This window comes from Bacillus sonorensis NBRC 101234 = KCTC 13918, from assembly GCF_001592005.1.
Taxonomy (GTDB): domain Bacteria; phylum Bacillota; class Bacilli; order Bacillales; family Bacillaceae; genus Bacillus; species Bacillus sonorensis.
Genome location: NZ_BCVZ01000001.1, coordinates 483,771 through 503,911, shown reverse-complemented (window position 1 = coordinate 503,911; position 20,141 = coordinate 483,771). Strand labels below are relative to the sequence as shown.

The 20,141-nt window shown below is 46.1% G+C and carries 18 protein-coding genes; 15 read left to right on the top strand and 3 right to left on the bottom strand.

The window, feature by feature from the left end; genetic code table 11:
- Positions 1-6: 6 nt before the first annotated feature.
- The 3 genes from BTR1S_RS02385 to BTR1S_RS02375 all read right to left on the bottom strand — a co-directional run bounded on the left by BTR1S_RS02385 (position 7) and on the right by BTR1S_RS02375 (position 2,959).
- Positions 7-900: a glycerophosphodiester phosphodiesterase gene (locus BTR1S_RS02385; protein WP_006639727.1), complete on the bottom strand. Its 894-nt coding sequence runs from the start codon at positions 898-900 to the stop codon at positions 7-9.
- A gap of 298 nt (positions 901-1,198) precedes the next feature.
- Positions 1,199-2,131 (bottom strand): aldo/keto reductase, encoded by a 933-nt coding sequence (locus tag BTR1S_RS02380; protein ID WP_006639726.1) that lies wholly within the window; start codon positions 2,129-2,131, stop codon positions 1,199-1,201.
- A gap of 72 nt (positions 2,132-2,203) precedes the next feature.
- The gene (locus tag BTR1S_RS02375; RefSeq protein ID WP_029419763.1) at positions 2,204-2,959 is read right to left on the bottom strand and encodes a DeoR/GlpR family DNA-binding transcription regulator; all 756 of its coding nucleotides are present in this window, start codon (positions 2,957-2,959) and stop codon (positions 2,204-2,206) included.
- A 429-nt stretch (positions 2,960-3,388) separates the two neighbouring features.
- On the opposite strand from BTR1S_RS02375, the gene iolA reads away from it, so the two are divergent.
- The 15 genes from iolA (at position 3,389) to BTR1S_RS02300 (ending at position 20,111) form a co-directional block, all read left to right on the top strand.
- A complete protein-coding gene (gene iolA / locus BTR1S_RS02370) occupies positions 3,389-4,855 on the top strand; it encodes a methylmalonate-semialdehyde dehydrogenase (RefSeq protein ID WP_029419762.1) in 1,467 nt (488 codons plus the stop codon).
- 74 nt (positions 4,856-4,929) lie between these two features.
- Positions 4,930-5,745, top strand: a complete 816-nt coding sequence (iolB, locus tag BTR1S_RS02365) for a 5-deoxy-glucuronate isomerase (RefSeq protein WP_029419761.1) — start codon at positions 4,930-4,932, stop codon at positions 5,743-5,745.
- Between the two features lie 27 nt (positions 5,746-5,772).
- Entirely contained in the window at positions 5,773-6,762 is a 990-nt protein-coding gene (iolC, locus tag BTR1S_RS02360; protein WP_006639722.1) for a 5-dehydro-2-deoxygluconokinase, read from the top strand.
- A gap of 27 nt (positions 6,763-6,789) precedes the next feature.
- Complete coding sequence (gene iolD, locus BTR1S_RS02355) at positions 6,790-8,703, top strand: 3D-(3,5/4)-trihydroxycyclohexane-1,2-dione acylhydrolase (decyclizing) (protein WP_029419760.1); 1,914 nt, start codon at positions 6,790-6,792, stop codon at positions 8,701-8,703.
- A gap of 13 nt (positions 8,704-8,716) precedes the next feature.
- Positions 8,717-9,619 (top strand): myo-inosose-2 dehydratase, encoded by a 903-nt coding sequence (iolE, locus tag BTR1S_RS02350; RefSeq protein ID WP_006639720.1) that lies wholly within the window; start codon positions 8,717-8,719, stop codon positions 9,617-9,619.
- A 12-nt stretch (positions 9,620-9,631) separates the two neighbouring features.
- Positions 9,632-10,930, top strand: a complete 1,299-nt coding sequence (gene iolF, locus BTR1S_RS02345) for a myo-inositol transporter IolF (RefSeq protein WP_006639719.1) — start codon at positions 9,632-9,634, stop codon at positions 10,928-10,930.
- Between the two features lie 24 nt (positions 10,931-10,954).
- Positions 10,955-11,989 carry a bifunctional inositol 2-dehydrogenase/D-chiro-inositol 1-dehydrogenase gene (gene iolG / locus BTR1S_RS02340; RefSeq protein ID WP_029419759.1) on the top strand — a complete coding sequence of 345 codons (1,035 nt, stop codon included), beginning with the start codon at positions 10,955-10,957 and terminating at the stop codon, positions 11,987-11,989.
- A 22-nt stretch (positions 11,990-12,011) separates the two neighbouring features.
- Positions 12,012-12,878 (top strand): sugar phosphate isomerase/epimerase family protein, encoded by an 867-nt coding sequence (locus BTR1S_RS02335; RefSeq protein ID WP_006639718.1) that lies wholly within the window; start codon positions 12,012-12,014, stop codon positions 12,876-12,878.
- Positions 12,879-12,941: 63 nt separating this feature from the next.
- The gene (gene iolI / locus BTR1S_RS02330) at positions 12,942-13,778 is read left to right on the top strand and encodes a 2-keto-myo-inositol isomerase (protein ID WP_006639717.1); all 837 of its coding nucleotides are present in this window, start codon (positions 12,942-12,944) and stop codon (positions 13,776-13,778) included.
- A 21-nt stretch (positions 13,779-13,799) separates the two neighbouring features.
- Complete coding sequence (iolJ, locus tag BTR1S_RS02325; RefSeq protein ID WP_006639716.1) at positions 13,800-14,678, top strand: 6-phospho-5-dehydro-2-deoxy-D-gluconate aldolase; 879 nt, start codon at positions 13,800-13,802, stop codon at positions 14,676-14,678.
- Between the two features lie 183 nt (positions 14,679-14,861).
- On the top strand, positions 14,862-15,800 hold the full coding sequence (locus tag BTR1S_RS02320) for a DMT family transporter (RefSeq protein WP_006639715.1): 939 nt from the start codon (positions 14,862-14,864) through the stop codon (positions 15,798-15,800).
- A complete protein-coding gene (locus BTR1S_RS02315) occupies positions 15,757-17,028 on the top strand; it encodes an ATP-grasp domain-containing protein (RefSeq protein ID WP_034326768.1) in 1,272 nt (423 codons plus the stop codon). Before BTR1S_RS02320 ends, BTR1S_RS02315 begins: the two co-directional genes overlap by 44 nt.
- A 1-nt stretch (position 17,029) precedes the next feature.
- On the top strand, positions 17,030-17,605 hold the full coding sequence (locus BTR1S_RS02310) for a prephenate dehydratase domain-containing protein (RefSeq protein WP_006639713.1): 576 nt from the start codon (positions 17,030-17,032) through the stop codon (positions 17,603-17,605).
- On the top strand, positions 17,593-18,822 hold the full coding sequence (locus BTR1S_RS02305) for a DUF6421 family protein (protein ID WP_029419757.1): 1,230 nt from the start codon (positions 17,593-17,595) through the stop codon (positions 18,820-18,822). Before BTR1S_RS02310 ends, BTR1S_RS02305 begins: the two co-directional genes overlap by 13 nt.
- A gap of 5 nt (positions 18,823-18,827) precedes the next feature.
- Positions 18,828-20,111 carry a valine--pyruvate transaminase gene (locus BTR1S_RS02300; protein ID WP_006639711.1) on the top strand — a complete coding sequence of 428 codons (1,284 nt, stop codon included), beginning with the start codon at positions 18,828-18,830 and terminating at the stop codon, positions 20,109-20,111.
- The last annotated feature ends 30 nt before the right edge of the window (positions 20,112-20,141 follow it).

Below are 20,141 nucleotides of genomic sequence, written 5' to 3'. Positions count from 1 at the left end.
TACAAATCAATACTTGTTTTCTTGTAAAACTTGCTGCAAGCGGTCGGGAAAGTTGGTGAACATTCCGGTGACGCCCCAATCCAGCAGCCTTCGCATGTCTTCTTTTTCATTGACGGTGTAAGGATGTATGAGCAGTCCGGCCTTGCGCACCTTTTGAACGTATGCCTGATCAATTTGATCAAAGTTCATCCCGAGGCCGACGCTGTACGTCTTATACGCCTTCAGCTCATCATCCGTAATGGAAGCCGGCCCATCGTACCAGAGCAGCTGCACAAGCGGGATGGCAGGGTTTAATTGATGAATAATGTTCAAGCTTTCAGGACTAAAAGATTGAATGATGACTTTATTCGAATGAACATTTGGCCCTGTTAATTTATACTTATTCAGGGTGTTGAGCAGCTTTTCTTCCATTTGAGGATATACTTCCGGCGATTTTGTTTCAATATAGTAGCGGGCGTTTTTGCCGAATGTTTGAATCACTTCTTCAAGTGTTGGAACCTTTAGTCCGACATACTCCTTTTTCGCCAATTCGGGATACTTTTCATTAAACCAGGACCCGGCATCCAGCTGTTTTATTTCCTTTAGCGTATGGTCTTTGACAAGTCCGGTTCCATTTGTCGTCCGGTCCAATGTTTCATCATGCATGGCAATCAATCGGCCGTCTTTTGTCATTTGAAGATCGATTTCTATGTAATCGCCTTTCATGCGCTGTCCGAGTTTATAGGCCAATAGAGTATGTTCAGGAGCATGGCCCGATGCCCCGCGATGTGCGACATTTAATATTTGATTCGGGTTCAGCGGTTTGCCGGCCGGTGCTGCCGCCTCCGCTTTGCCGCAGATCCCAAAACCGATCCCAATCAGTGCGGCAGACATCAATACGTTTCGTAAAAGTCCCTTCATCATCGTTTCCCCTTTCTTTTATGAAAAAGATTGAGTGATCAATTTGAGGTCATTCCTCACATGTTTCCTTTCCTCCTTCATCGATTTGATCTGTTAATATAGCGGCAAAGAAAAAAGATCCCCAAAAAACCTCCTAAATGCTGAGGTTCTTCCAGTGGATCTCCCAAATCTCCATCACTATGATTAACTTATTCCCTATCATATCAGAATTGGAAACGCTGTCAACGTGTTTTAGCGATAAACTGCAAAAAGAAAAAACCTATCATGAAAGATAGGTTTTTAGAATGGTTTCTTTTTATTATGCAAACAGCTGGTCGATGTAGTCGATATCGTCCTGCGACAGTTTGATCTCAGCCGTTTTTATATTATCCAGCAGCTGATCTGCACGTTTCGCTCCAGGAATCAAAATATCGATTTCCGGTCTTGCAAGATACCAGGCCAATACGATGTGCGCGATGTCGGCACCATGCTTTTCCGCAATCGGCGCCAGCTTGTTTACCTTTTTGATGTTTTCTTTAAAGCGTTCGCCTTGGAAGTTTTCCATTTCCCTGCGGAGGTCACCTTCAGGGAATGTCGTGTCTTCCGTGTATTTTCCGGCCAAGAGCCCTGAAACAAGCGGGAAATATGGAACGAACGAAATGTTATGCTCCTGTATATACGGGAAAAAGGTCGTTTCCGCTTCCCGGTTCAGCAGATTGTATTCGCCTTGCAAAACATCAACAAGCCCGTTTTTATTTGCTTCTTTAAGCTGGTCGAGAGAGAAATTGGAAACACCGATCGCCCGGATTTTTCCCGCCTTCTTCAGCTCATGCAGCGCCTCGACCGCTTCATCTTTCGGTGTGTGTTCGTCAGGGAAGTGAATATAGAAGAGATCGATGTAATCCGTTTGCAGCCGCTTTAAGCTTTCGTCTACGGATTGTTTCAAAAATTCCGGAGAGTTGTCAAAGACAAAGTCGTTTCCTTCTTTTTTGTGGGCGGCTTTTGTTGCGATGACGGCATCTTCGCGGTTAAATTCGCGGAGGACTTCGCCAATCAGCTCCTCAGAACGGCCGACTCCGTATATGTATGCGGTATCCAGCAATGTCACGCCGTTTTTAAGCGCTTCGCGGACCAGTTCTTTTCCTGTTTCTTCATTGAGATTTGGATAAAGGTTATGGCCGCCGACTGCATTTGTTCCAAGACCGATCGGAAATACATGTAAGTCTGACTTGCCCATTCTAACTTTTTTCATTGATTTCCCCTCCTAATATATATGGACCCGGCCGGCAATACCGGCCAAGCTGTTCACTTCAACTATAACATGCTAAGCCAGATGGATTTCAATGTTATGCTCGTTGCAGAATGTGTTGTACTCCTCATCGAGCGGTTTTGACGTGACAATGGCATGCAGCCTGTCAAAACGCGCATATGTCAGCAATGTCGATTTGCCGAATTTGGAACGGTCAGCGAGCAAGTACACTTCTTTTGCTTTTTCGGAAATCTTCTTTTTGATTTCATATTCGAGCAGATCCGAGTTTGTCAGCCCGTGTGTCAGAGTCGCCCCGGTCGCCGACATAAACGCTTTGTTGATGTTGTATTTATCCAATGTGCTCGGATCATCCATCCCGACAAAGGACTGTGTTTTTCGCTTAAAGTTGCTTCCGATGATAATCAGGTTAATATGTTTCAGAGCTGCGGCAGCATTGATAATATCCAGGCTGTTTGTTAAAACGGTTACATTTTTATTTGGATCAAGAGTTTCCAATATCGATCTTGTCGTCGTGCCGGAATCGATGAATATAAGGTCGTGATCTTCGATGAACCGTGAAGCATAATGGGCGATTTTCGTTTTGGCGTCTTTATTTTGGATTGTGCGATTCTCAAATGGGATCAACGCCGTTTTCTCAATCGCCGTCACACCGCCGTATACTTTTTGGATGACGCCCTTCTCAGTCAATTTGTTAATATCGCGTCTGACCGTGTTTTTGGAGACATTGAAGACCTGGCAAAGTTCATCTAACGAAGCGGTGCCATTGGTCAAAATGTACTCCTCCATCTCCTTTATCCGCATCAATTTCATACATATATCTCCTTCTAATATCTTTAATTAAATATATAAGAAATCCAAGAGTTAATCAATAATTGCTTAAAAAATGATAACATTGGTGGCTATTTTTTGCAAGATTTGACTGCGTTCCATTTTATTACACATTTATTATATAAATAGTTTCAAGGTTTCAACAAGAAAAAATTTATTTTTTTATGATTGACTTATGGGTATAATCAGATTAGAATATAACCAAGAAATAACCAAAACGTGATAAAATTTGATGAAAATGTTGAGCTGAAAAAAAGCTTTTCATTCCGTTTTCGGTTCTTTTGATTTTGTAAGCGTTTCATTTCCGCCTTTTGCGAAATCTGTCATGCAATGAGCAATAGCCGTTCATGATGGTTAAATCCTGCCAACATCTGTACCAGCAGACGTTTAATATTTAAGGAGGTTATAAGGATGGCAGAAATCAGAAAGCTAAGAAACTATATTAATGGCGAATGGGTTGAAAGCAAAACCGATAAATATGAGGATGTCGTCAATCCTGCTACAAAAGAAGTACTGTGCCAAGTGCCGATTTCTACGCGGGAAGATATCGAATACGCTGCACAAACAGCGGCAGAAGCGTTTAAAACATGGTCAAAAGTTGCCGTACCGCGACGGGCGAGAATTCTTTTTAACTTTCAGCAGCTTCTGACCCAGCATAAAGAAGAGCTTGCACACCTGATAACGATTGAAAATGGAAAAAACACAAAAGAAGCGCTTGGCGAAGTCGGGCGCGGAATAGAAAATGTCGAGTTTGCCGCAGGAGCCCCTTCATTAATGATGGGCGATTCGCTTGCAACGATTGCGACTGATGTCGAAGCCGCCAACTATCGCTACCCTGTTGGAGTCGTCGGCGGAATCGCACCGTTCAACTTCCCGATGATGGTTCCGTGCTGGATGTTCCCAATGGCCATTGCTTTAGGAAACACATTTATTCTGAAGCCATCTGAGCGTACACCGCTGTTAACAGAGAAGCTGGTTGAGCTTTTTGAAAAAGCGGGGCTTCCTAAAGGTGTATTCAATGTTGTGTACGGCGCGCATGACGTCGTAAACGGAATTCTCGAGCACCCGGAAATTAAAGCGATTTCATTTGTCGGTTCCAAACCGGTCGGGGAGTATGTCTATAAAAAAGGAAGCGAACATTTAAAACGCGTTCAGTCTTTGACAGGCGCCAAAAACCACACCATTGTGCTGAATGATGCCAATCTGGAAGATACGGTCACGAATATTATCGGTGCCGCTTTCGGTTCAGCCGGTGAGCGCTGCATGGCTTGTGCGGTTGTAACCGTAGAAGAAGGAATCGCCGATGCCTTTATGGAGAAATTGCTTAAAAAAGCGTCCGAGGTCAAAATCGGAAACGGACTGGATGACGGCGTGTTCTTAGGTCCGGTCATTCGTGAAGAAAATAAAAAGCGCACGCTCGGCTATATACAAAAAGGGATTGAAGAAGGCGCCAGACTCGTCTGCGACGGCCGTGAAAATGTGTCTGATGACGGCTATTTCGTCGGTCCGACGATCTTTGACAATGTAACAACTGATATGACGATCTGGAAAGACGAAATTTTTGCGCCTGTTCTGTCGGTCATCCGTGTGAAAAACTTAAAAGAAGCGATTGAAGTCGCCAACAAATCTGAATTTGCCAACGGCGCATGTTTGTTTACATCCAATTCCAACGCCATCCGCTATTTCCGCGAGAACATTGATGCGGGAATGCTTGGCATCAATCTGGGCGTGCCGGCTCCAATGGCCTTCTTCCCATTCTCCGGCTGGAAGTCCTCCTTCTTTGGAACACTGCATGCCAATGGAAAAGACAGCGTTGATTTCTATACGCACAAAAAAGTCGTGACTGCAAGATATCCGGCCCCTGATTTCAATGAATAAATGATAACTGTCGAACGGCGTGGACCTCACGCTGTTCGGCCCATGTTTCAAGATATAAAAAGGAGGCTTTTTCAATGAGTCATTTGTTGCGCAAGCCGCAAGAGGCAGAGCTTTCACAAGGCGTCAAGGTTGTTCATGAGGTGACGGCCTCAAATTCCGATCTTCGCTATGTAGAATTCAAGGTCGTCGACCTCGCGCCGGGATCCCGCTATTCAGAGGAATTAACCAAGCAGGAATGCTGCATTGTTGCGGTTACTGGAAAAATTACCGTATCTGATCATGAAGCGACATTTGAGAACATCGGAACGAGGGATAGCGTATTTGAAAAAAAACCGACGGACAGCGTCTATGTGTCAAATGACCGCGCATTTGAAGTGACTGCGGTTACCCAGGCAAGAATAGCCCTTTGTTATTCCCCTTCAGAAAAACAGCTGCCGACAAAATTGATCAAAGCGGAAGATAACGGCGTCGAGCATCGCGGGAAGTTTAGCAATAAACGGACCGTCCATAATATTCTTCCGGATTCAGACCCTTCGGCGAACAGCCTGTTAGTCGTTGAAGTCTACACAGAAAGCGGAAATTGGTCAAGTTACCCGCCTCATAAACACGATCAAGACAATCTGCCAGAAGAATCGTTTTTAGAAGAAACCTATTACCATGAACTTGATCCTGCCCAAGGTTTTGTATTCCAGCGCGTCTATACGGATGACCGCTCAATTGACGAGACGATGACAGTAGAAAATGAAAACGTTGTCATCGTGCCGGCGGGCTATCACCCGGTGGGTGTTCCTGATGGGTATACGTCTTATTATTTGAATGTCATGGCAGGACCGGTGCGCAAGTGGAAGTTTCACAATGATCCGGATCATGAGTGGATTTTGGAACGCTAACAATCAGGCGAGGAGTGGCTGTTGAAGATGAAATATACGTTTAATGAAGAGAAGGAATTTGACATTGTGGCGATCGGCCGCGCGTGCATTGACTTAAATGCCGTCGAATACAACCGGCCGATGGAAGAAACGATGACGTTTTCGAAATATGTCGGCGGCTCGCCGGCGAATATTGCGATCGGCAGCTCAAAGTTGGGATTGAAGGCCGGTTTCATCGGCAAAATTCCGGACGACCAGCATGGCAGATTTATAGAGTCCTATATGAGAAATACGGGTGTTGACACATCGCAAATGGTTGTTGATCAAGACGGACATAAAGCAGGCCTCGCTTTTACGGAAATCAAAAGCCCTGAAGAATGCAGCATTTTGATGTACCGGGATGATGTCGCAGACCTTTACCTTTCTCCTTCGGAAGTTGACGGGGACTACATCGCCAGAGCGAAGATGCTCTTGGTCTCCGGTACGGCGCTCTCAAAAAGTCCGTCCCGCGAAGCGGTTTTAAAAGCCGTTCAGCTGGCGAAAAAGCACCAGGTCAAGGTTGTATTCGAGCTTGATTACCGTCCGTACACATGGACATCAGCGGAAGAGACCGCTGTTTACTATTCATTGGTCGCCGAGCAGTCCGACGTCGTCATCGGGACGCGCGATGAATTTGATGTGATGGAAAACCGCAGCGGAGGAAGCAATGAAGAATCAGTGAAACATTTATTCGAACATTCTGCGGATCTTGTCGTCATCAAGCACGGTGTGGAAGGGTCGTATGCATACAGCAAATCGGGAGAGGTCTTCCGCGCGAAAGCTTACAAAACAAAGGTTCTGAAAACATTTGGAGCAGGCGACTCATATGCTTCAGCCTTCCTCTACGGCCTTGTGACAGGGAAGACAATCGAAACGGCATTGAAATACGGCAGCGCTTCCGCCTCTATTGTCGTCAGCAAGCACAGTTCATCCGAAGCCATGCCGACCGTTGAGGAAATCGAGCAGCTCATTGCGGCGCAGTCTTACAGTCTTAAATGAAAAGAATGAGTAAAGGTGGGATCGTTTGTGGGCAAGAAAATACGTTTAACAACAGCACAAGCGTTAATTAAATTCTTAAATCAGCAGTACGTCAATGTTGATGGAGAGGAAACGCCGTTTGTCGAAGGGATTTTCACAATTTTCGGACACGGAAACGTGGTCGGGATCGGCCAGGCGCTTGAGCAGGATGCCGGTCATTTGAAAGTATTCCAGGGGAAAAACGAGCAGGGAATGGCTCATGCGGCAATGGCCTACAGCAAGCAAATGCTGAGAAGAAAAATCTATGCCGTATCAACGTCCGTCGGACCGGGAGCCGCGAATTTGGTGGCTGCCGCAGGAACAGCGCTCGCGAACAATATTCCGGTTCTTTTGCTTCCGGCTGACACATTTGCAACGAGACAGCCTGATCCGGTTCTTCAGCAAGTGGAGCAGGAATACAGCGCAGCGGTTACGACGAACGATGCATTGAAGCCGGTCTCAAGGTATTGGGATCGCATTACACGTCCCGAACAATTAATGAGCAGCCTGATTCGTGCGTTTGAAGTGATGACAGACCCGGCAAAGGCCGGTCCGGTAACGATTTGCCTGTCTCAGGATGTCGAAGGTGAAGCATTTGACTTTGATGAAAGCTTCTTTCAAAAACGCGTTCACTACATTGACCGCAGGGAGCCGAGCGAACGCGAGCTGACAGGCGCGGCAGAGCTGATCAAATCGAGCAAAAAACCGCTTATCTTAGTCGGCGGCGGGGCGAAATATTCCGGTGCCCGGGACGAACTGATCGCGATCTCCGAAGCATACAACATACCATTGGTTGAAACACAGGCCGGCAAATCAACGGTGGAAGCTGACTTTGCAAATAACTTGGGCGGAATGGGCATCACAGGTACGCTCGCTGCCAACAAAGCAGCCCGCCAGGCCGACCTCATCATCGGGATCGGAACACGATATACCGATTTTGCGACCTCTTCAAAAACGGCGTTTGATTTTGATAACGCAAAATTTTTGAACATCAATGTCAGCAGAATGCAGGCCTATAAGCTTGACGCATTCCAGGTCGTGGCAGATGCGAAAGTGACGCTCGGCAAGCTGCACGGCTTATTGGAAGGATATAAGAGCGAGTTCGGTTCACTCATTCGGGAGCTGAAAGACGAATGGCTTGCTGAACGCGACCGCTTGAGCAAAGTCACATTTAAGCGCGAAAACTTTACGCCTGAAATTAAAGATCACTTTTCTCAAGAAGTGCTGAATGAATATGCCGACGCACTGAAAACCGAGCTTCCGCAAACGACCGCTTTGCTGGCGATCAATGAGACAATCGATGAAGACAGCGTTGTCATTTGTTCAGCGGGTTCTCTGCCGGGCGACCTGCAGCGGCTGTGGCATTCAAACGTACCGAATACGTACAACCTGGAATACGGCTATTCCTGCATGGGTTATGAAGTATCCGGCACACTCGGGCTGAAATTGGCTCATCCGGACAGAGAGGTCTATTCACTGGTTGGGGATGGCAGCTTCCTGATGCTTCACTCAGAGCTGATCACAGCCATTCAGTACAATAAGAAAATCAATGTCCTGCTTTTTGACAACTCCGGGTTTGGCTGTATCAACAACCTCCAGATGGATCATGGAAGCGGCAGCTACTATTGCGAATTCAGAACGGATGACAACCAGATTCTCAACGTCGATTATGCAAAAGTTGCTGAAGGCTACGGAGCCAAAACATACCGCGCCAACACGGTTGAAGAATTAAAAGCCGCACTTGAAGATGCAAAAAAACAAGAGGTCTCGACATTGATTGAAATGAAAGTGCTGCCGAAGACGATGACTGACGGTTATGACAGCTGGTGGCATGTCGGGGTTGCAGAGGTTTCAGAACAGGAAAGCGTTCAAAAAGCGTATGAAGCCAAAGAAAAAATGCTCGAATCTGCAAAGCAGTATTAAAGGAGGCACCAGGATGACCAAGTCAGAAATTCTATGGGGCATTGCCCCCATAGGATGGCGGAATGATGATATTCCGGAAATCGGAGCGGGCAACACCCTTCAGCATTTGTTAAGCGATATCGTCGTTGCAGGCTTTCAAGGCACGGAAGTGGGCGGCTTCTTTCCGGAACCGGCCATTCTCAATAAAGAGCTCGAGCTGAGAAATCTAAAGATTGCCGGCAAGTGGTTCAGCAGCTATATCCTTCGTAACGGCGTTGAAGAAGCGGCCAAGGAATTTGCGGCTCACTGCCAGTACTTGAAAGACGTCCATGCAGATGTTGCGGTCGTATCAGAACAGACCTACAGCGTGCAGGGTTTGGATAAAAACGTGTTTACAGAAAAGCCTTATTTCACCGATGAAGAATGGCTGCGGCTATGCGAAGGTTTAAATCACCTCGGGGAAATCGCCGGCCGGTACGGCCTGAAGCTTGTCTACCATCATCACCTCGGCACAGGCGTGCAGACAGAAGAAGAAGTTGACCGGCTCATGGCAGGAACTGACCCGTCGCTTGTGCACCTTCTGTATGATACGGGGCACGCCTACATTTCCGACGGAAATTATATGAACATTCTTGAAAAGCATATCGACCGGATCAAACATGTTCATTTTAAGGACGCACGCCTGAATGTCATGAAGAAATGCAAGGCGGAAGGAAGATCGTTTCAACAAGCGTTTTTGCAAGGAATGTTCACCGTTCCAGGCGACGGCTGCATCGATTTTAAAGAAGTATATGAAAAGCTGCTGCAGCACGGCTATTCCGGATGGATCGTAGTGGAGGCCGAACAGGATCCTGATGTGGCAAATCCGCTTGAATACGCATTGATCGCCAGAAAATATATTGACCGTCACTTGTTGAATGTCGCAGCAACCAATTAAGGGGGCTCTAAATTGAGCAATGGAAATGCAGCAGTCTCACCATTCAATAAACGAACCGTCGCGGCAGCTTTGGCAAATTACATTGATGCAGGCTCCATTGTGGCAGGATCGGCAGGTTTATCTTTATGGGTCAGTTATCTAAAGCTTTCTGATACACAGATCGGGCTGCTTGGCGCGTTTAGCGCGAACGCCATCTCAGCAGCGATCGGAGCGCTGCTCGGCGGCTTTTTGGCTGACAAAATTGGCCGGAAAGCTGTCTATACGAACAGTATGCTTGTTTATGCACTGGGGATTTGTTTAGTATTGTTCGGCGCCAGCTTCCCTATTTTGTTAAGCGGTTACATTATTATCGGTTTGTCGGTAGGAGCTGATATTACGGCTTCTTGGACGATTATCGCAGAGAACGCGCCTAAGAAAAACCGGGCCCGTCATTGCGGCGTTGCGCAAGTCGCATGGGCTGCGGGAGCGGTTGTGGTTCTGTTGCTGTCGGTCCTGCTGGGTGATTTCGGCTTATTGGGCAATAAAATCGTGTTTGGGCATTTGCTTGTCATCGCACTGATCACCTATGTTCTGCGCAAAAGGCTGCCGGAATCCGATGCCTGGCAGGATAAAGCTGAACCGGCTCAAGCCGTCAGGAAGACGTCCTATCTTGATTTACTTCAGCCTAAGTTTTTAAAAAGCATTTTATTTTTAATGGGTGTGTACTTGATTTGGAATCTGGCGGCCGGTGTCATGGGATTTTTTATGCCTTACATTTATCAGCAAGTCGGCGGTGTGTCAGCAAACATGGCAAACATTTTGCAGATGGGGCTGTTTATTTTCACCGGGCTTGGTGTCGCTTTTATCTTCATGCCGTTTGCCGACAAATACAGAAAGACAGTGTTTGGAATCTCCGCATTTGCGGCGGTGATTGGCTGGTCATTGTTTCTGCTTCCGGCAGAGGGCATGCCGATTCTCATCCTCTTTATCGTGATGATCGGCATCAACAATGGGGCCGGACAACAGGCGAACTATCAATTATGGGCCAGCGAAATTTTCCCGACAGAATACCGTGCATCTGCACAAGGGCTGATGTTCTTTCTTGTTCGCATCTCAATCGGAGCCTGGAGTCTGTTCGTCCCAATGATCATCTCGAATTTTGGAATTGCATTTATGGCCGCCATTCTCCTCGGCTGTGTAACAGCCAGCATGATCATCGGGCTTGTATTCGCACCTAATACATCCGGCAAGTCGCTTGAACAAATTCAAAAAGAGCTGTATGGAACTCCGCCAGCTCAAGTTGAGCAAGTACAGACAAAAAAAATTATGTAACTACTTTTGAAGGAGTGGCTATCAATGAAATTACGCATTGGTGTTATTGGTACAGGAGCAATCGGAAAAGAGCACATCAACCGCATCACGAATAAATTAGCCGGCGGAGAAATTGTCGCGGTCACCGATGTAAACCAGGAGGCAGCTCAGCAAGTCGTAGCCGACTACAGTTTGAATGCCAAAGTCTATCCGGATGACGACAGCCTGATCGCAGCCGAAAACGTAGACGCCGTCTTGGTGACAAGCTGGGGTCCGGCTCATGAATCAAGCGTGCTGAAAGCGATTAAAGCGAATAAATACGTATTTTGTGAAAAACCTTTAGCGACGACTGCGGAAGGCTGCATGCGGATCGTCAATGAAGAAATCAAGGCAGGCAAACGACTCGTTCAAGTCGGCTTTATGCGCCGTTATGACAGCGGTTACGTACAGCTGAAAGAAGCGCTCGATAACCATGTCATTGGCGAGCCGCTTATGATTCACTGCGCGCACCGCAATCCGGCAGTGGGAGAAAACTATACAACGGATATGGCCGTTGTTGATACGCTTGTTCATGAAATTGATGTGCTGCACTGGCTCGTCAATGATGACTACGAGTCCGTCCAGGTCATCTATCCGAAAAAATCGAAAAACGCGCTGCCGCATTTAAAAGATCCGCAAATTGTAGTGGTCGAGACAAAAGGCGGGATCGTCATCAATGCTGAAATCTATGTCAACTGCAAATACGGATACGACATCCAATGTGAAATCGTCGGCGAAGACGGCATCATCAAGCTTCCCGAGCCAGCAAGCATCTCGGTGCGAAAAGACGGAAAATTCTCTACAGATATCCTGATGGATTGGCAGCGCCGCTTTGTGGACGCGTATGATGTGGAAATTCAAGATTTCATTGACTCGATCCAACAAAAAGGCGAAGTCAGCGGACCGACCGCATGGGACGGCTATATCGCAGCCGTGACGACGGACGCCTGCGTAAAAGCTCAGGAATCCGGACAGAAAGAGCCTGTGGCACTCCAGGAGAAACCGGAATTCTATCAATCGTTTACAACTGTGCAAAAATAAAAACATTGAGGAGTGAAAAAATATGAAATTAGCATTGGATCCATCGATGTATCGAGATGATTTAACTTTGGAGGAAACGGTCTATAAAACGGCGGAGCTAGGCTACGAATATATCGAACTATCGCCGCGCGAAGATTTTTGCCCATTCTATAAATATCCGAAAGTCGATTCAGCAAAGATCAAACAATTAAAGCGTCTTTTAAGGGATACAGGTGTTAAGCTTTCATCGCTCCTCCCGCTTTACCACTGGGCAGGTCCTGATGAAGATCGCCGTCAGGCAGCGGTGCGCAATTGGAAAAGGGCGATCGAAATTGCGGTTGAGCTTGAAGTGGATTTGATGAACAGCGAATTCAGCGGTTCAAAATATGACCCTTTAACAAGTGAAGAAAAATTTATCAAATCCATGGATGAACTGATTCCCGTCTTTGAAAAAGAAGGCATTAAGCTGAATCTTCAAGCCCATCCGTACGATTTTATCGAAACGCACAAAGGTGCGATGGATATGATCCGCGCGCTTGATCGGGATTGGATCAACCTTGTCTACTCGACTGCGCATACATTCTTCTATGATGACGGCAAAGGCGATATCGAAACCATGTTTGACGAAGCAGGCGACCGCCTCACACATGTTTTATTTGCAGATACCTATAACCATAAAGCGGCTCATGGCCTGCGCTACATCGTCAATCCGCCTGACGCGAAAGTAACGGTTCACCAGCATTTGGACATTGGTCAAGGCGAGGTTGATTTTGATACGATTTTCAGAAAGCTGAGAGAGATGAAGTTCGACGGAATTGCGACCAATGCCGTTTTTGCTTGGGTCGGTGAAAGAGCGGATGAATCAAGCAGATTCATGCTTGAAAAATTGAAACAGGAATTATTAGGATGAGCCTCGAGTTCGGCGCCGTGCCGAACTCTCTTCACAAGGACATGAGAGAAGGAGAATCGCGAGATGAAACTATGCTTTAATGAAGCAACGACATTGGAAAACTCAAACCTTGCAAAAGATCTTGAATATTGTGAAAAACACGGATACGACTATATTGAGATACGGACGATGGATAAGCTGCCGGAATACTTAAAAGACCACTCTCTCTCGGAATTGGCGGAGTACTTTCAAACCCACCATATCAAACCGCTTGCATTAAACGCTTTAGTATTTTTCAACAACCGCGATGAGAAGGGGCATCAGGAGATTATCGCCGAATTTAAAAACATGATGGACATATGCCAGACGCTCGGCGTAAAATATGTCGTCGCTGTTCCGCTTGTTACAGAACAAAAAATCTTAAAAGAAGAGATTAAAAGAAGCTGCGTCGATGTCTTGACAGAACTGTCCGATATCGCCGAACCGTACGGCGTCAAGATAGCCCTTGAGTTTGTCGGGCATCCGCAATGCACGGTCAATACATTCAGACAGGCATATGACATCGTCAGCGCCGTAAGCCGCGACAATGTCGGCCTTGTATTTGACAGCTTCCACTTCCATGCGATGGGATCTGACCTTCAAGACTTGAAACAGGCCGATGGAAAGAAAATTTTTATTTACCATATTGATGATACAGAGGATTTTCCGATCGGCTTTTTAACTGACGAAGACCGTGTATGGCCGGGACAGGGGGCCATTGATTTGGATGCCCACTTATCGACGTTAAAAGAAATCGGTTTTTCAGACGTTGTGTCTGTTGAGCTGTTCAGACCAGAATATTATAAGATGGCTGCTGAAGAAACGATTAAAACGGCAAAAAAAACAACGGTTGATGTTGTCTCAAAATACTTCAAGATATAACTGGAGATAGGAGGGGTGAACGTGGCTTTCGTTTCCATGAAGGAGCTTCTTAGAGAAGCAAAGAATCAGCATTATGCGATCGGACAGTTCAATATTAACGGCCTTCAGTGGACAAAGGCGATTTTACAGGCGGCGGAAGAAGAACGGTCACCCGTCATTGCAGCCGCCTCAGATCGTTTAATCGATTATTTGGGGGGCTTTAAAACGGTATCAGCCATGGTTTCGGCACTGGTTGAAGAAATGTCGATTACCGTTCCCGTCGTCCTGCACCTTGATCACGGAAGCAGTCCTGAACGCTGTAAACAGGCGATTGACGCAGGGTTCAGCTCTGTGATGATTGACGGGTCGCATGATCCGATCGATGAAAATATCGCCATGACAAAAGAAGTCTTATCATATGCCAGACGTTACAATGTGTCGGTTGAAGCAGAGGTCGGCACGGTCGGCGGTATGGAAGACGGCCTGATTGGCGGAGTGAAATATGCAGACCTTGAAGAATGCAAACGTCTTGTGAAAGAAACCGATATCGATGCATTGGCTGCCGCTCTCGGCTCAGTCCACGGCAAATATCAAGGCGAGCCAAAGCTGGGATTCAAGGAAATGGAAGAGATCTCTGCTGCAACCGATGTTCCGCTTGTTCTCCATGGGGCTTCGGGAATCCCGGCTGATCAAATTGCAAGAGCGATCAAACTCGGCCATGCGAAAATCAACATTAATACCGAATGCATGGTGGCCTGGACTGAAGAAACCCGGAGCATGTTTAAAGAAAATCTGGATTTATATGAACCGCGCGCCTATATGGCGCCTGGGATCAGCGCCGTCAAGGAAACGGTAAAAAGCAAAATGAGGGAATTCGGGTCATCCGGCAAAGCGGCCGCGGCCCGCAAATTGAATGTCTAACGATTCCGCTTACACTCACTGCATTATGGTGAGTGTTTTTTTATATATAATTGTTAAGAGATTCTAAATGTTATTGACTGCAATTGATATAAAAGTTATAATTTCCCTCATAATCCATTTCGATCAGAAAAGAGGTAATTTTCTGAAAATAGCAAGACGATAACGAATAAGGTGAAGTGTAATATGCTGACAAATCTTTTCAAGTACCGTGTATATGTTTTATTTGGGCTTTTATGCTTAATCGGCGGCACGACGTGGGCTGTGCAAAAAACCGGACTGAAGGACAGCCTGCCGTTTTGGTCGGCCGGCATGCGTTTTATGATTGCGAGCGTCATCATTGCCGCATTTCTTTTGATGCGGAAGCAATTTGTTTTCTCAAAGGAACTGCTAATGCTATCTTTTTTCAATGGCATCATGTATTTTTCCATTCCTTTTGGCTCTGTCTATTGGGCTTCGCTTTATTTGCCAAGCGGATTGGTATCCATTTTAGCAGCGAGCATCTCCGTCTTTGCTTTGATCATCAATCGGCTGGTAAAAGGAACCCCGGCGACAAAGATTCAAAAGTGGGGCATCGTCCTCGCTTTGCTCGGCATTATGGTCGTATTTGGAAATCAGTTGTTTATCAAGGTTGATGTGATTGAAATCATCGCCATGGCCGTGATTTTATGCGCGATGTTCGGTTCAGCTTTTATCCAAATCAAAGTGCAGCAAAAAATCCGCACGCTTCCGATTTTAAGCTTCAATTCTTTGTCCATGCTGAGCGGCGGAATGGTGTTGCTGATCAGCAGCTTTATTTTCGAAAGCGGAACAAGGACATTTTCCGGCATCAGCCTTTATTCATTATTATACCTGGCGATCGTTGGATCGATATTGGGTTTTTGGATTAATATTTATTTGCTGAAAAAATGGCACATCTCAAAAGCGACTTCACATCTGTTTATCTCCCCTGTCATTGCTCTCTATATCGGTTTTCTTTTTTTGGATGAACAATTAAACGCAAATATTTATGCAGGAACATTGTTTGTGATTTTTGGAGTGATGTTTATTAACCTAAAAAAAGAAGAGAGGATCGCGAAAATTGACAAAGCTCAACAAACACTTGGCCATCATATGCCAAAATAAACAGTTGCCTTTTATTTTTGAAGAAGCGGAGCGTTTAGGAATAGAAGTTACTTTTTTTTATCATTCGAGGGAAGATTCCCCGGGAAATCTTCCGTCAGTGGTCAGGTCTGTGGCGATCCCGCTGTTTGAAAATGAAGATGAGGCAATGGATATCGTGAAGAAAACATTTGTCGAATTTCCATTCGACGGAGTCATGACATTGTTCGAGCCCGCGCTCTGTTTTACCGCCAAAGCCGCTGCGGAATTAAAGCTTCCCGGCCTTCCTTTAAAAACGATTGAAAACTGCCGTAATAAGAACGAAACCCGCAGCATTCTTCAGCAAAACGGTCTAAATACGCCGCTCTTCTATGAAGTGGCTGCATATGAAGACTTGGAGAATGTGGAACTGACATTTCCTTTAGTCGTGAAACCGATCAACGGCTTTTCAAGCCAGGGCGTCGTTCGGGCCGATGACCGCAAACAGCTCTTAGAAGCGATCAAAAAAGTGGAGGTGATCAATCAAGGGGACCTTAAACAGTTTGTCAAAGGGAAAAGAGGCATTGTCGTTGAGCAATTTATCGACGGGCCCGAATTTGCGATTGAAACATTGTCTGTTCAAGGCAAGGTCCACGTTTTGTCGATCGGCTATAAAGGCAATAGCAAAGGACCTTTTTTTGAAGAAGGCGTCTATATTGCGCCGGCGCAATTGGATGACCAATCGCGCGCTTCGATCATCAAGGAAGTAACGGGCGCCGTTTCAGCGTTAGGCATTCGCCACGGACCGGCACATACCGAATTAAGGCTGGATAAAACCGGAAAGCCTTATGTGATTGAGGTAGGGGCGAGAATAGGCGGATCCGGCATTTCTCATTACATCGTAAAAGAGAGTACGGGCATCAATTTTATGAAACTGGTCATTCAAAATGCCTTTGAACCGCTGGACAAGCATCTTGAAGAGATTCGCGCGGAAAGGACGGCCGGAAACTACATCATTCCCGTACAGGGTTCGGGTATATTTGAACAAATCGATGGCCTTGAAGCCGTCAAACAAATGCCGGAGGTCAAGCGGGTTTTTCAATTTATCAAAACCGGGGCCGAGATTCTTCCTTACCCGCACTTTTCCGGATACCCGGGGTTTATTTTAACAAGTCATGATTCATATGAGGAATGCGAATCGTTTTACCGTAAATTGGATGATGAGCTTGCCATCATTTATAAAAATAACCTGACGGGTACAATAGGAGGTTAAGATGATCGCGACTAAAGTGCAGGAAGATCAAGCCGTGATGATTGTTCACACATTAGGTCCAAGAGGTACAAATTGTGAAAAGGCGGGCCTCTTATGGCTTAAGAACCAAGGGCTTCAAGGGGAAGTCAGACTGTATGAAACACTTGAAGAAGCATTGCCGCATGTAAAAATGACTGAAAATTCTGTCCTGTTGGGCTGTGCGGTCTACCCGTTATTGCACAACATCGTATTTGAGAATTTACTGGATTTAGAAATCATTGATAGTTTTGTTATGCCGACATATAACATGGTGTTTGCCGCAAAGCCAAACACGAAAGAAGCAGATATCAAAACAATCGCTTCCCATCCTGCACCTGCTCATCTTGCAAAACTGTTCAGTGATGAAGTTCAATTGGTCAACAGCAACTCCCAAGCGGCGATTGCATGCGCGTCAAATGCAGCTGACGGCTGCATTACAACGATTAAAGCTGCTGATGAGAACCATTTGCAGGTCATAAAAGATTTCGGTGAAGTGCCGATGTGTTTTACCATTCACGGGCTTCAAAAACATGAAGGAGGAAACCGATGGAGACGTTGACGCGTGATATTGTCAATTTGGTAGACGAAAAGATTGTGCCGCAGGTTCATGAACTGCAGACATATCAAAACGAAAAAGGCGAAATTGCAGAAAACCGCGAGAGGGCAAAACAGCTTCTGCTGCAGTTGAGCGAAGACGCGGGCATGATATATGAGGCGGTTGATTTACAAGATGCGGCTTCCGCTTTCAAAGAGGATGTCCAGGATTGGATCAGCCGCGGATTGGGAGAGACTCCGTATTTTGACCGTTTATTAACGGCCTACCGCCCTCCGCAAGACCAGGAAGCGACCTTCTTTCTCGCTCCTGTCGTGACGCCCAACGGGCCGCATACAAAAGGCTGTTTTTTTGAAGCGTTTTTCGCCGTTCGAGACGAGCCGGCGATGATGAAGCCGATTGAAGAGGAGCTGCCCCACCCTGAAAACGGCTGCCAATCGCTCAAGCTGATCACAGGAACAAAGGGGTTCACAGAGGAAAAATGCATCGTGTTTTTCCCGGAGAATGTCAAAACAAAAGAGAAAATCACCTCGCAAACGTTTGCGATATTTTATTTTAATAAGTTTTATCAAATCTATCATGAAGATACATTAAAAAGGGCAAAAGCCATTTTTGAAAACGTCTCTTTCAAGTCGGCGAATATATCTCCGGAAAGCACATATGAAGCAAGGGTTCTCTGGGGATATTTGCACGACTATTACCATCACTGCGGCAAAAAGCCGTTTCATAAACATATTCACGCGAAAATGAATTTTTTTGCGGGAATATTGGAAGAAATCAAAGTGGACTGCCAATCGATCCTGGCTTTATCACAGCGGCAATATAAGGATTGGGAAGAAATCATTGAGTTCGTCCTGTTTGAACGGCTGCTGCGATATCCAAGCCAGCATAATGCCACACAAAACTTCGACTCGGGAACAGGCTTTTTCCTGTTCAGCTGGCTCATTGAAAACGGCCGCTCCATCCAAAGGGGAAAAGAAAAGCCCATATCATTCGATCTTTCCTTATGCATGGACGATTTGAAAAAGCTTGTCGCAGAAATAGAAGAATTAGAAGAAATAGAAGATGACATCGAATATAAAAAAGAGGCGGAACGCTATGTCAGGCAGTATTTGCCGCCCGGAAACAAAGGGGAGCGGTTTAGCGTCCCGCCGCAATATTTTATATATGATACAAACAACCAAATCGATACGCCTTATCTAATATTTCACAATGAGAGGTAAAAGCATTGAAACCAAACCTAAGCCTCATCGGTCAGAAAATGAATAAAAAGACAGGAGTCAGGGCGGTGATGGGCGATATTCAGGAAGTACTCGCAGACGGCTCCAAGCAATATACGAATTTGAGCGCTGGCAATCCGATGATTCTGCCGGAAGCGGCCGCAATGTGGGAATCGGCTTTGGCAGACTTGCTCGAAGACGGCAAAATCGCTCCGATTATCAGCCAATACGGATCAAGCTATGGAACGGACGAGCTGATTCAAAGCATTGTCCGGTTCTTTTCTGAACATTATGATCTTGAGCTTCAAAAAGAGAATGTATTGATTACCGCGGGAAGTCAGCAGTTGTTTTTTCTTGCCATCAATTCTTTTTGCGGTCCGGGAAGCGACTTTGTGGTGAAAAAAGCCTTAATACCAATGCTTCCCGATTATTCGGGTTACAGCGGTACGGCATTGGACTTGAGCATTGTGGAAGGGATTCCACCGCTGATTCATAAATTGGATCGTCACATGTTCCGGTATGAATTGGATCGGGAGAGCTTTTTAAGGAAAATGCGGAACGACCATGAGATCGGCGCCGTCGTAATGTCCAGGCCGAATAATCCGTGCGGAAATATTCTGACCGAGGAAGATGTTCGGTTCATTTCTGAGGCGTGCCGCGAGGCCAATGTTCCGCTCTTCATCGATTCCGCATATGCGCCGCCATTTCCGGCGCTTAACTTTATTGACATGGAGCCCGTTTTTAATGATCAGATCGTTCATTGCATGAGCCTTTCGAAGGCGGGGCTCCCAGGTGAAAGAATCGGAATCGCGATCGGTCATTCCCGATATATTCAAGTCATGGAGGCTTTCCAGTCAAACACGGCGATTCATTCTTCAAGATTAGGTCAGTATATGGCGGCAGCCGTTGTCAATGACGGACGCCTTGCCGCTGTTTCACAGCATGAGGTCCGGCCTTACTATGAGAAAAAATTCCGGCTGTTAAAGGATACGCTGTTTGCTGTCATGCCGGACGATATCAAATGGTATTTGCACAAAGGAGAAGGAGGGCTATTCGGATGGCTGTGGTTTGAGAATCTGCCGGCATCAGATATAGAGTTGTACAGACAATTGAAAGCCAAACATGTCATCATCGTGCCCGGCGCCTCATTCTTTCATCATACATCAAGTCATTTGCCTCATGCCCGGGAGTGTATCAGGATCAGCTTGACGGCGGCGGATGAAGATATTAAAAGGGGAGTCGGCCTTTTAGCCGAGGTCGTCAGAGAGATGTGTAAAAAAAAGGTGTTGTGATCAAACACAACACCTGGTTTCAGGGGCTGA

Excerpts from the sequence above, each read along its gene's own strand:
- BTR1S_RS02385 (WP_006639727.1), bottom strand. The coding sequence starts at position 900 with ATGAAGGGACTTTTACGAAACGTATTGATGTCTGCCGCACTGATTGGG.
- BTR1S_RS02380 (WP_006639726.1), bottom strand. The coding sequence starts at position 2,131 with ATGAAAAAAGTTAGAATGGGCAAGTCAGACTTACATGTATTTCCGATC.
- BTR1S_RS02375 (WP_029419763.1), bottom strand. The coding sequence starts at position 2,959 with ATGAAATTGATGCGGATAAAGGAGATGGAGGAGTACATTTTGACCAAT.
- iolA (WP_029419762.1), top strand. The coding sequence starts at position 3,389 with ATGGCAGAAATCAGAAAGCTAAGAAACTATATTAATGGCGAATGGGTT.
- iolB (WP_029419761.1), top strand. The coding sequence starts at position 4,930 with ATGAGTCATTTGTTGCGCAAGCCGCAAGAGGCAGAGCTTTCACAAGGC.
- iolC (WP_006639722.1), top strand. The coding sequence starts at position 5,773 with ATGAAATATACGTTTAATGAAGAGAAGGAATTTGACATTGTGGCGATC.
- iolE (WP_006639720.1), top strand. The coding sequence starts at position 8,717 with ATGACCAAGTCAGAAATTCTATGGGGCATTGCCCCCATAGGATGGCGG.
- iolG (WP_029419759.1), top strand. The coding sequence starts at position 10,955 with ATGAAATTACGCATTGGTGTTATTGGTACAGGAGCAATCGGAAAAGAG.
- BTR1S_RS02335 (WP_006639718.1), top strand. The coding sequence starts at position 12,012 with ATGAAATTAGCATTGGATCCATCGATGTATCGAGATGATTTAACTTTG.
- iolI (WP_006639717.1), top strand. The coding sequence starts at position 12,942 with ATGAAACTATGCTTTAATGAAGCAACGACATTGGAAAACTCAAACCTT.
- BTR1S_RS02320 (WP_006639715.1), top strand. The coding sequence starts at position 14,862 with ATGCTGACAAATCTTTTCAAGTACCGTGTATATGTTTTATTTGGGCTT.
- BTR1S_RS02310 (WP_006639713.1), top strand. The coding sequence starts at position 17,030 with ATGATCGCGACTAAAGTGCAGGAAGATCAAGCCGTGATGATTGTTCAC.
- BTR1S_RS02305 (WP_029419757.1), top strand. The coding sequence starts at position 17,593 with ATGGAGACGTTGACGCGTGATATTGTCAATTTGGTAGACGAAAAGATT.